Annotated in this window: 14 protein-coding genes; 5 read left to right on the forward strand and 9 right to left on the reverse strand. The window is 40.8% G+C overall.

Annotated features, from left to right (window positions below):
* Positions 1 to 400 precede the first annotated feature (400 nt).
* The 3 genes from QWU_RS07470 to QWU_RS10415 are packed head-to-tail and all read left to right on the forward strand — an operon-like array spanning position 401 to position 1,075.
* Positions 401 to 751, forward strand: coding sequence for a type II toxin-antitoxin system RelE/ParE family toxin (locus QWU_RS07470; protein WP_006590525.1), 351 nt, complete (start codon positions 401 to 403; stop codon positions 749 to 751).
* Between the two features lies 1 nt (position 752).
* Entirely contained in the window at positions 753 to 878 is a 126-nt protein-coding gene (locus QWU_RS10410) for a helix-turn-helix domain-containing protein (RefSeq protein ID WP_240532159.1), read from the forward strand.
* 29 nt (positions 879 to 907) lie between these two features.
* Entirely contained in the window at positions 908 to 1,075 is a 168-nt protein-coding gene (locus QWU_RS10415) for an XRE family transcriptional regulator (protein ID WP_244428382.1), read from the forward strand.
* A 70-nt stretch (positions 1,076 to 1,145) separates the two neighbouring features.
* On the opposite strand, the gene QWU_RS07480 is transcribed toward QWU_RS10415, so the two are convergent.
* Genes QWU_RS07480 through QWU_RS07495 form a run of 4 tightly spaced genes read right to left on the reverse strand, consistent with a single transcriptional unit; the run spans position 1,146 to position 4,188 of the window.
* Complete coding sequence (locus QWU_RS07480) at positions 1,146 to 1,592, reverse strand: hypothetical protein (protein ID WP_017196506.1); 447 nt, start codon at positions 1,590 to 1,592, stop codon at positions 1,146 to 1,148.
* Position 1,593: 1 nt separating this feature from the next.
* Positions 1,594 to 2,019, reverse strand: coding sequence for a hypothetical protein (locus QWU_RS07485; protein WP_006590528.1), 426 nt, complete (start codon positions 2,017 to 2,019; stop codon positions 1,594 to 1,596).
* Positions 2,019 to 3,479, reverse strand: coding sequence for a hypothetical protein (locus QWU_RS07490; RefSeq protein ID WP_006590529.1), 1,461 nt, complete (start codon positions 3,477 to 3,479; stop codon positions 2,019 to 2,021). Before QWU_RS07490 ends, QWU_RS07485 begins: the two co-directional genes overlap by 1 nt.
* Position 3,480: 1 nt before the next feature.
* On the reverse strand, positions 3,481 to 4,188 hold the full coding sequence (locus QWU_RS07495; protein ID WP_026017332.1) for a phage adaptor protein: 708 nt from the start codon (positions 4,186 to 4,188) through the stop codon (positions 3,481 to 3,483).
* A gap of 65 nt (positions 4,189 to 4,253) precedes the next feature.
* On the opposite strand from QWU_RS07495, the gene QWU_RS07500 reads away from it, so the two are divergent.
* Together QWU_RS07500 and QWU_RS07505 are read left to right on the forward strand one after the other, a co-directional pair.
* Positions 4,254 to 4,565, forward strand: a complete 312-nt coding sequence (locus QWU_RS07500) for a type II toxin-antitoxin system RelE/ParE family toxin (protein WP_017196508.1) — start codon at positions 4,254 to 4,256, stop codon at positions 4,563 to 4,565.
* The gene (locus QWU_RS07505; RefSeq protein WP_006590360.1) at positions 4,546 to 4,830 is read left to right on the forward strand and encodes an addiction module antidote protein; all 285 of its coding nucleotides are present in this window, start codon (positions 4,546 to 4,548) and stop codon (positions 4,828 to 4,830) included. The genes QWU_RS07500 and QWU_RS07505 overlap by 20 nt, the downstream gene beginning before the upstream one ends.
* Positions 4,831 to 4,865: 35 nt before the next feature.
* Here QWU_RS07505 and QWU_RS07510 read toward each other — a convergent pair whose 3' ends face one another.
* The 5 genes from QWU_RS07510 to QWU_RS07530 all read right to left on the reverse strand — a co-directional run bounded on the left by QWU_RS07510 (position 4,866) and on the right by QWU_RS07530 (position 9,807).
* On the reverse strand, positions 4,866 to 5,246 hold the full coding sequence (locus QWU_RS07510; protein WP_006590359.1) for a hypothetical protein: 381 nt from the start codon (positions 5,244 to 5,246) through the stop codon (positions 4,866 to 4,868).
* A gap of 11 nt (positions 5,247 to 5,257) precedes the next feature.
* Entirely contained in the window at positions 5,258 to 5,638 is a 381-nt protein-coding gene (locus QWU_RS07515) for a hypothetical protein (RefSeq protein ID WP_017196509.1), read from the reverse strand.
* Positions 5,639 to 5,658: 20 nt separating this feature from the next.
* Positions 5,659 to 6,786, reverse strand: a complete 1,128-nt coding sequence (locus tag QWU_RS07520) for a N4-gp56 family major capsid protein (RefSeq protein WP_017196510.1) — start codon at positions 6,784 to 6,786, stop codon at positions 5,659 to 5,661.
* 89 nt (positions 6,787 to 6,875) lie between these two features.
* Positions 6,876 to 7,775, reverse strand: a complete 900-nt coding sequence (locus QWU_RS07525) for a hypothetical protein (protein ID WP_006590338.1) — start codon at positions 7,773 to 7,775, stop codon at positions 6,876 to 6,878.
* A 13-nt stretch (positions 7,776 to 7,788) separates the two neighbouring features.
* The gene (locus tag QWU_RS07530) at positions 7,789 to 9,807 is read right to left on the reverse strand and encodes a portal protein (RefSeq protein ID WP_017196511.1); all 2,019 of its coding nucleotides are present in this window, start codon (positions 9,805 to 9,807) and stop codon (positions 7,789 to 7,791) included.
* Between the last annotated feature and the right edge of the window lie 57 nt (positions 9,808 to 9,864).

Here is a 9,864-nt window from a genome sequence, read left to right on the forward strand (position 1 = left end):
AAAAGGAATGTAAACGATGCCTATGANCTTTAATCACTCATTTGAATGAGAGAGCCTATAAACGCTTTTCGTTGCTATCAAACGTATCAAACAAATCAAAACGCTTGGTAGCTTTAACAAAACGGTTTTTACATTTACAAGCATTGGTTTTTAAAACAATCTCTCATAAGGCAATAAACAACCGCTTTTATAAAATGTAAGGTTTTCAAAATTTTGCTCTGCTGTGAAAGCTATAGCCTAGGTTTACTCATAAGCGTATTTTTACTTTTCATTAAAACCTAATTTCTTTGCAAATTAACCAGCTCAATTTTGAGTTCGTTAACTTTAGAATAGAACATTTCTAACTTAGTATTATTAAATAAGTACTTGAAATTATACCTATATAGGTATATTAATAATTATGGGTAAAATAAAACGTATCATATGGCTTGGATCTTCACTCAAAGATATAAAAAGTCTTCCTAGTCTTATTCAACAAAGGATTGGTTATGCTCTTTATCTTGCTCAGATAGGAGATAAAGGAGAAAATGTTAAGGTTCTCAAGGGGTTTGGATCTGCCAATGTTCTAGAAATTATTGAACGTGATATTCAAGGAACTTATCGCGCTGTTTATACGGTAAAATATAAAAAATCTCTTTACGTGTTGCATTGTTTTCAGAAAAAATCGACCCATGGTATTGCAACGCCAAAACCAGACATAAATCTGATTAAAGAACGTCTCAAGTTAGCAGAACAATTAGAAGGGAATTAAAATGGTCAATATTTTTCACGGTAGTTCCAATGTTTATGAGGATCTTGGCTTTTCTGATTCCAGAGAGATGCTTATCAAAGCACAACTTGCTCATAAGATTAGTCAAATTCTTAAAGAAAAAACTTAACACAAAAGCAAGCTAGTCAACTTTTAAAAATGACGCAACCCAAATTGTCTAAACTTTTAAGTGGAGAATTTCGAGGGATTAGTGAAATGAAAATGCTTGAGTGTTTGGCAAAATTGGGAAATGATATCAAAATTGTTGTAAGTTCAGAAAAAGTTAAAACGCTTGAAGGACAATTTGAAGTTGTTTTTGCTTCTTAAACCTCTTTATAATTTGCTTTTTATGCTCTATTCATACATGGCAATCTTATGTAAAAAATGGTCAAATGAATCATACATAAAAGTATGGATTCTTAAGTGGATTCTTATAAAATAATTGCAAACAACATATTGACTTTATTGTGTTTTTTGATATGATATCTCTTACACGGTCTAAGCTATTTTGGAGAGCGGCATTAAAAGACGGATTCTGTCCAATCATACCACCAGAAGCCACATGTCTAAGATTCATGGCTGCCGACGTTGGATTATAGATTGTATTCATCAAAGAGTGATTTTGATAATGATGAGGAATACTACCAAGACCACTAATGCCATAGCGCGTTTGATCACTTAACGGGGCAATACGAGGTCCCCAATAAACATTACCGCCAATCCCTGTATCATACATTTGATACGCATCCCTACCCCCACGCTTAAATACATTCTCCAGCCAAACGGGAGGAGCGCTTGTCTGCACCTGCTTGTGTTCTGTTGTTGCTGGTGTCTTACTCCCCATTTCATAATTCCTTCCTATAATAAAGCATAGATATGCCATAGCCTTGTTTGTCTAATACACGTTTCCAACCCAAACGCCCTAAAATCTCTATCTCAAAAGCACCATTCTCACGCGCCCAATCTTCTATAAATTTCAAATGATCAACCAAATCAAGAACGCCCTGGCCACTACATTCACAAATCAGGGCACGCTTCTTTCCTAAAACCGTCTGTTGTATCTGGGTCGTGAAAACTGCTAAAAATTGCTCGTCGTCATCTAAAATAAGCCATAACTGTTTCTGACCACTGCAAATGGCTTCAATGAGCTCTTGTAATGTGATTTCATGTTTGAAACGTTCTACATATACACAAAAGGACGAAATGATTTCTTCAAAATACGGCGCTATACGCTCCATAGCCCACGAAGACGTTAAAAAGACTTTTGCCATTACCCTCTGCCTAAAGGACGTAAATCCACATTAAAACCCGTAATCATCGTCCAACTTTCATTTGCAGGAATGCGTAATTTAAATCGATGATAACGATTACGCGAACGACCATGATAGGCACTCGTAGCATAAGAACATACTCTTTCCTTGTGCCATGTGATCGGCGTCTGATTATTGCGAAGACGACGTTCTCCTATGCTTAAAAGCCCTTCTAGCGTATCAACCTCTGCAAACATCTTGGTGATAAAACTAAAACTCCCATCCGGTGCCCCCATCTCTTGCGAAACAACCGTTGCCTCCATAGGAGATCCTGTAAAAACAATAAGATGATTTTGATCATCAAAAGCACCAAGCATTGGCGCGCCACTTTGCCAACGGGGGCTGTCTAAAGAAGCTGGTAATGCCTCAAGATTGATCGAGATCTCATCTAATTGTTCTAAAGTATAGCCTGTCGTAAACACTGAAAACAACGTGAAAGGCTCTCCTTGTATCGTTGACCATTTCTGCAAACCCCAATTATAAACAAAGGTGGTCTGCTCGTTATTGCCCCTTTTCAAGGACCAGTAAATCCGGTTATCAATGGGGTCTATAACTCCTTGCATCTGATCGAGAGCAAACTTATCAAATGTTTTAAAAACCGTTCTATCAACCTTTTCAAAGCCTATCGGTAAAAGTTGACCATCCAAACTCATCTGATAAAAACCACCATCACCCGCAAAAAAAGCATCACTCCCTCGACAAGCTATAGAAGACGCACTGCGGGCTCCGCGCTTGTCTTGTATCTTTTGAAACGTAAACACAATCTTAGAACCCGGAACAAAATTTCCAGCATAAATAGCAGAACGCATGAAAATGAGGGGATTGGTAGATTCCGTAGACCCTTGAACATATTCTCCATCCGGAAAATCCTGAAAATCGCAATTTTTTTGCTTAACTGTCCAATGAGTTGCATCATCCAAACCTGACCAATGAATGCGATTAGGATTATCTGTCAATTGCATCAAACAAACAAAAGGTCCCCAAACCTTCACCAAGCCTGCTTTCGGCGGATTGCCTCCTAATTCTTCAAAACGTTCGGAACTATGAAACTTAAAAACTTGCGGTTTATCATTTTTATTCACCGCAATAACCATGTTTTTAAAAAGAGCAAACGACCATTGATTTTCCTCATCTGCACCATATGTCACACCACTTTGGCTAATGTCTTTCCAACCTTTCGTTTGGCTATCATAACTATAAAGCTTTTGCTTGCCCCCCACGATGATCTTAACACCATCCCCACTTCTAAACGCTATGCAACCCAATGGTTTCTCTTCCAAAGGAATCTTGGAAACAACCATTGCACTAGGCATGGGTATGTAACCACCATCTGCCGGTAAAACATTCACAAGGCTATCCGTAAAACTGCCGTTGGCAACCGCAACATCCGGTCTGTAATCGGCAATGGGAAAATAAACCATGCTAAAAATCCGTTGGTATTATTCTGGTCACGTTATGACGTTGAGACGTCTCTGCACGCAATTCATGCAACTGTTCGTTAAAGTCATTGTAAGCTGCCGTTGCACAATCGGGGTCTTTCAAGATATTCTTGTAAAGTTCGTATTTTGCACGCGCCTTAATCAAATCAAAGGCATGCACAAACCATGGATGCTCCTCATCAACACTCTCTATCTCTGATAAACGCAATGGAGAGAGAATGAGTTGAATCTGATAGGCTCTATCTGGTGTGGGATAAAGATGTAATTTCCTATCAAAATAACTGTAACAAACCGGCGTTCCTTGCTGCTCTGATGATAACAAAGGCTCTAAAGAAACATGGTCCTTACACTCCAATGCAAGCTTGTGATGTTGATCAGAACTCAGATAAACGTTTTTGATTTTAACAGCACTTTCGATATGGCTGGTAGTGCTTGCATCATAAACACCTTGTCCCGCCCGTGTCTCAAACACCACATCACGGCTTTCGTTAAAGTAAAAGGTCTCCCGTTCACAAAAACGAATGGCTGCAAAAATACTTTCTTGGATTTGATGAACATACTCATCCGCTATGTCATCAATCTCATCTTGAATGACCGACACTAAGTGCGAAAGTGTTCTCTTATGACGATAAACATCTCGCTTTACTGGTATCGGTCCTCCTGTCCTTATCGTGATGTAGTGACGTGTCATCAGAATACCTTTCAGTAAAAATTATTACTATTGATATTATGTATTTTGTGTAGTATAGTGCACTAATGGTAGCAATAATAAAAACAACAGATGAATTCGATAACTGGTTAGAAAAGCTTAAAGACAGAAAAGCTGCTAATATAATTCTTGCAAGGCTTCATAGAATTCGTTCAGGGCTTTTGGGTGATGCAAAGTTTTTTAATGGTATAGGTGAATTACGTATCCATTATGGTGCTGGTTACCGAATTTATTTTACAAAAAAAGGCGATAAAATCATTATATTGCTTTGTGGTGGTGACAAATCCACACAATCCAGTGATATTCAAAAAGCCTTATCTCTTTTAGAGGATCTTAAAAATGAAATTGAAAACCTTTAACTTTGAAAAACACCTCACAACACCAGAATCTCAAGAAGTCTTTTTAAATGAAGCCTTCAAAACTGGTGATGCTGCTCATATAGCAGACGCCCTTGGTATTGTTGCACGTGCTCAAAATATGAGAGCCTTAGCAAAAGAAACCAATCGTGAACGCAGTGGTTTATATCGCTCCTTAAGTAAAACTGGTGATCCTAAACTTTCTACCTTAGTCGCTGTCTTATCTGCCCTTAATTTGCAACTCTCTGTACAGTCTTCTACTTCATAAACTGAGAGGGAGTTAATACATATCTCCCCTCAATTTCAGTGATTGGTCACGAATTCAACGACTATACTTGCTTGACCAGCTTGTACCGTTTTGTCCGCTTTGGCATAAAGCGTGACCTCTTCATCATAAGGGACAAATTCCTTCTGATTGGTGGGCTTAACCTCTTTGACTGCTTGTTGTTTGATTTCCGCTTCACCAAACTCTGTCCCTCCAGCGGTGCTGCCTATTTTGACCTTAGCATCCGAAAACGCTGTCTTAACAAACACTTTAATTGAAGTAATCAAAGCCCCTCGGGGTAGCGTGCCTATTTTCAGAGCGTTTTCTTTATCTTCATAGCTAAAATTAAGCCGCAAAAAGCTTACCTGCTGGGTATGAAGATTTCTCCCTTGCAAGGGCTGTGGTAAATAATCTGCCATCTCTTATCCCCTCAATGATTTGTCACGAATTGCACAACCACAATACATTCACCAGCATCAGTGGTTTTGTCTCGTGTTGCATAAATGGTCATCTCCTTATCATCTGCAACAAAAGACTTTTGATCTGTTGGCGTAAAATCTTGCGTGCCTTGGGCTTTGATGTCCTTTTCACTGAACTCATTGCCTCCATAGGTGCTACCTATCTTTAATTTTGCCTCAGAAAACGCGGTCTTGACAAAAGCCTTCATCGAAGTGATCAAAGCGCCACGAGGTAATATCCCTATTTTCTCCGTAAGATGCTTATCTTTATGAGAGATATTCAAACGTAAGAAACTCACCTGTTGGGTGTGAAGATTTCTCCCCTGTAGTGGAGGTGGTAATTGATCTGCCATATCCTGTTTCCTCCTTATGATTACGCTGCTGCTTCACCACTGTAAGTGGGGATAACAATCGTTCCAAAATCTTGAGCTGTTTGGGCACTATTTGGCATTTGAAAACGTGTTTTCTTCATCCCTATCAAAGTCTTGGCTGCAACGCCAAATTCACGTTCATAATCAAAATACTCTTCTTTAAGCGTATAATGCGTTGCACTATGATTTTTGCCAAAACCTATAATCGCACTTTGCGCTCCTAAAAACACCGCACGACGCACACTCTTTACCGCTGTATGATCGGTGGATTTAACACCATGAGTGACATGAATAGCTTCACGTAAAATAACGCCATTATACATGCCTAGTGAACCATCAAAGATTGGGTTTTTCGCACGAGAGGTTGCATAAACCGATTTTTGAATATCTAACCACTCACCAACTGCTGTATTGGTTCGCAATTGCATCACTTGTGTTGGATGCAAATAGAGCACGTAAACATCATCACCATTGACATGAACGGGAGAAATTTGCGGATTGGCTAGTTTGGCTTGTTTAACCGCTTCATCAATCAATTTAAGACTAAAGCTATGTTTGGCTTTATCATTGAGATCTTCATCCTTGGTTTTACCATCTGGACGGATAATACGTTCACTGCTCGGTGCCATGACTTCATTAAAGCCATAATGAACCGGTTTAATATACACTTCTCGGCCATCAACATTGATCGTACGCGCTGTATAACCGCATACCTGAAGAAAGAACATAATGCTTAAACGATTGGCATACCAGCGAACCAAGCCTTCTTTGGCTTTCTTGCGTAAATTCGGCAGTATTCTCTGTTGATCAATCGAGTCATCATTCGCAACACGCGCTGCATGTAAAAGCTCGTTAATGATCAGCCTATCATTCATAAATTGAAGTGCTTCTTCATTGCCTTCTAAGGTTTCGCCTTGCGTGACACCGTCCCCAAACAGATTGACAAGCAGACTAAACGTAACGCTATCCCCTGCACTCTTATGGGTTTCGTTGTAAAGCTGGATAATGCTGTTCGAACTTTTGCCAATTAGGGGGGCAATTTTCGTTGCCTTCAAAACCTCATTGCTTAATTTTTGTGACCACAATTTCACTGATTGCGGATCATGGGTTCCTATATGTGTTGTTGCCATTGATTTCACCTTTCTTTGCTGTAAAAAAACCGGCTTAAAGCCGGTGGAAAACCCGCATCAAAGGCGGATTATGCTGTAAAATTTATTGCTTAATCGGGGTCTGCACCCATAATTTCATAAAAACGGGCTTCATTCTTCGGATTTGATATCCAAGCATTGAATTCTTTTTCTGACATATTAGCAAGAGTTTCTTTAGTCATAGGACCCGTCACGCCCCCTCCACCAGATGCCGTCAAAGTCCGCGCAGAATTCTGACGGTTTTGAAGTGCTACTACCTGATCATTGGCTTGTATCGCTTTTGTCTGATAGCCAAGGTTTTGCGCTATCCTATAAAGCTCTTCTGCCGGATTAACGCCTTTTTGTGCACAAGTTGCGACAATCGTACGCAATTCATCCCCTATAATCGCATCTATCGTACTCCTTTGCGCATAAGTTGGATAAACAGATGACCAAGCATTCAACTGCTTTGCACGTGTCTCATAAAGAAAATCTGCCGCGGCATCAAAATCTCTGTATTTTTCTTTGATTGATGTAACAGAACTTTCTAAAAACTGATTCAAATGCCCGTTAAATTCTTGATATTCAATCGCTTGCCTTTGCACATCCTGCTGTGCTCGAATATATGCATCTTGCTCTTGAAGCTTCTTTCCAATCCAACCCATATAGCCAATGATGTCTTGTGTAGGGTCTGGGGGGGCGCTTTCTCCTTCAACTATTGGTGCTTGAGATTGATGTTCATAAAACTTGGCAAGTGCTTCACGGGCTTGATTGGCTTGCTCGACAGCACGCTGCCGATCTATGGGAACAATCTCTGAAGGCTTGTCAACGGCTTCTGTAACCGACTCTGGAGATGTGATATCATGGCTCTCAACTGTCTCGACCTCATGATCAGCATCAAAAGAACTCTCATCATCATCAAAAACCGGCGCTTCAACCCTATAATCTTCATTCACACCTTCATTCATCGCTTCGTTCATTTCTGCATTCATTCTCTAACCTCTCTTAAATGCTTCTTCCTCTGTATGTTGCGGCTCTCTCCCGCATAATCTGATTTTGCATTTGTTCATTGTGAATACGCTGCCTCTCAAGCTCATGGCGTTGCTGCATCAATTCAGCTTCCAATTCTGCTCTCTTTTGACGCATGAACAATTCAATCTGTTTTCCTTGTAAATCCATCTGTTGCATCTGACTTTTAGCAGCAATATCTTGCTGCTTTTCTTGCAACTTCATTTCTTGTTCCGGATTCATTTGCTGTTGTTGGGCTTGTTGTGCCATTTGCTGCTGTTGCATCTTCTCACTCACTCGATTAAGCAGAGACGCCGGCAATGGAGAATAACGCAGCAAATCAAGCATGATATCTGGCGTAACAGCATTTTGAAGCAACGGTAACAATTGCGTGATAATACCAAAGGTCCGCTCTTTCTCATTCGGGCTGGTTGGCGCATCATCAACGACAATATCGTAATCAACACTCATCACCGCTTCACGGGTTAAGGGAATATATTGCGCATTCTCTTCACCAGATATCCTTACCAAACGACCATCAGACAGATAATTCTGGATCAAGTGCAAAATAATCTTGCCTTGCCGCTTGCGATACAAACGTAAACCATCAAACAGACAAGCAAGCAGATTTAAACTGGATTGGCGTCGTTGTGCCTCCAAAATACCCGCTTGTGTCACTTCTCTTGTGCCAATGAATTCAGGTGATAAACCCGTCACTTGATTAATTGCTTCCTTAGCTTCATTAAACAGCTGGAAAAAGCCTTGTGGAAACTGTGCTATGGGTTTGGGCTGTATTTTACCACCTGCCAAAGCACCATTTTTCAAAACCGTAACACTATCTACCCTGCTCCAACTCTTTACAGCTTCTCTTTCATCTTCAAACGCCCCCCTCTCAGCCATTATCCCACCCTTGGATTGGCTGTTGAGAATATGCATTACTTGACTGAAATATTTATTCGCCCATCGTTGAGGATCTTTTGTCGGACGCACAACCCCATAAAATTGCCGTTCTATCTTGTCAAAATAACCCGTTATACACTCCCAACCCAATTGACCAGCTGGAACCATGGGTTGATCGGGGCATAGCAAAACCTTCCTGCCTAAAAAAGCGCGCTTAACAACCTTTTTATTGAAAGCTGCCCCTTGGATATCCGGCATCATGCACTGTAGCTGCTTAAATTCTTCCTCGCTATAATCACGAAGTTCTCCAGTGCTTAAATCGGGCGCTTTGTAATACCTCTCGCTTTCAAACCAACGGCATTCAACAAGTGTGATCATCCGTCGACCGTTTTCAACATCAATGCTCCCCTCATCACTGTAATAATCAAGATCATTATGGTGAACACCTTCATGAGAGCTCCCATCACGAGCCCAATCTGCACTCAGTTCACTCCAATGGGCTTTGGGAAACATCTGCTTGGCTACTTCCAAAGGCTTGCGGTCTACGTACCACAAACGTTGTGCATCGGTTAAATTCGGTTGCACCGCTGCACTGTCCCAAACCATCTTTAACGGATCTAAACGAGTAATAACCGGTTCACCATCAAGGCTATTCTCATAATCAAGCCGTGTATCAGTCCACCCCATGCCGCAGATAACCGCATCTTGAAAAGCATCAGAATCCGCATACTCCGCATGAGCTGTATCACGAAACCATTCTGCCGCTCCTGTAAGCAATTCACTTGGCAATGCCTTGCCTATTTGACGGGGAATGAATTGCACTTCTCGTTTATTATTGCGTTCAGAACCTACAACAGCATTCACAAGCGGAGCAATACGATTAAAGGTCATAACAGGGCGACGTTGCTCTTTTAATGCCGCTAAATCAGCCTCATTCCACTGATCTCCATTGTAAAAACGAAAATCCTCCCTTGCATGTTCACGCCATTGGTTCACATGCTCCACATCTTCTTTGTACCAACTCACAAGCTTGCGAAACAAACCTTCCATAGAGAGATCTGACACGTTGCTGTCTTGTCCTAAATGCTCTTCATCATGCATCATTCTGCCATCCATGACGTACTCTCATAGGATTCTTTACCACTGTAAGCTTGTCTCTTATGTTTCTGCACA

The sequence above is a fragment of the Bartonella birtlesii IBS 325 genome (genome assembly GCF_000273375.1).
In the GTDB taxonomy this organism is placed as follows: domain Bacteria; phylum Pseudomonadota; class Alphaproteobacteria; order Rhizobiales; family Rhizobiaceae; genus Bartonella; species Bartonella birtlesii.

Coding starts and splice junctions, on each gene's coding strand:
- QWU_RS07470 (WP_006590525.1), top strand. CDS start 401: ATGGGTAAAATAAAACGTATCATATGGCTTGGATCTTCACTCAAAGAT.
- QWU_RS10410 (WP_240532159.1), top strand. CDS start 753: ATGGTCAATATTTTTCACGGTAGTTCCAATGTTTATGAGGATCTTGGC.
- QWU_RS10415 (WP_244428382.1), top strand. CDS start 908: ATGACGCAACCCAAATTGTCTAAACTTTTAAGTGGAGAATTTCGAGGG.
- QWU_RS07480 (WP_017196506.1), bottom strand. CDS start 1,592: ATGGGGAGTAAGACACCAGCAACAACAGAACACAAGCAGGTGCAGACA.
- QWU_RS07485 (WP_006590528.1), bottom strand. CDS start 2,019: ATGGCAAAAGTCTTTTTAACGTCTTCGTGGGCTATGGAGCGTATAGCG.
- QWU_RS07490 (WP_006590529.1), bottom strand. CDS start 3,479: ATGGTTTATTTTCCCATTGCCGATTACAGACCGGATGTTGCGGTTGCC.
- QWU_RS07495 (WP_026017332.1), bottom strand. CDS start 4,188: ATGACACGTCACTACATCACGATAAGGACAGGAGGACCGATACCAGTA.
- QWU_RS07500 (WP_017196508.1), top strand. CDS start 4,254: ATGGTAGCAATAATAAAAACAACAGATGAATTCGATAACTGGTTAGAA.
- QWU_RS07505 (WP_006590360.1), top strand. CDS start 4,546: ATGAAATTGAAAACCTTTAACTTTGAAAAACACCTCACAACACCAGAA.
- QWU_RS07510 (WP_006590359.1), bottom strand. CDS start 5,246: ATGGCAGATTATTTACCACAGCCCTTGCAAGGGAGAAATCTTCATACC.
- QWU_RS07515 (WP_017196509.1), bottom strand. CDS start 5,638: ATGGCAGATCAATTACCACCTCCACTACAGGGGAGAAATCTTCACACC.
- QWU_RS07520 (WP_017196510.1), bottom strand. CDS start 6,786: ATGGCAACAACACATATAGGAACCCATGATCCGCAATCAGTGAAATTG.
- QWU_RS07525 (WP_006590338.1), bottom strand. CDS start 7,775: ATGAATGCAGAAATGAACGAAGCGATGAATGAAGGTGTGAATGAAGAT.
- QWU_RS07530 (WP_017196511.1), bottom strand. CDS start 9,807: ATGGATGGCAGAATGATGCATGATGAAGAGCATTTAGGACAAGACAGC.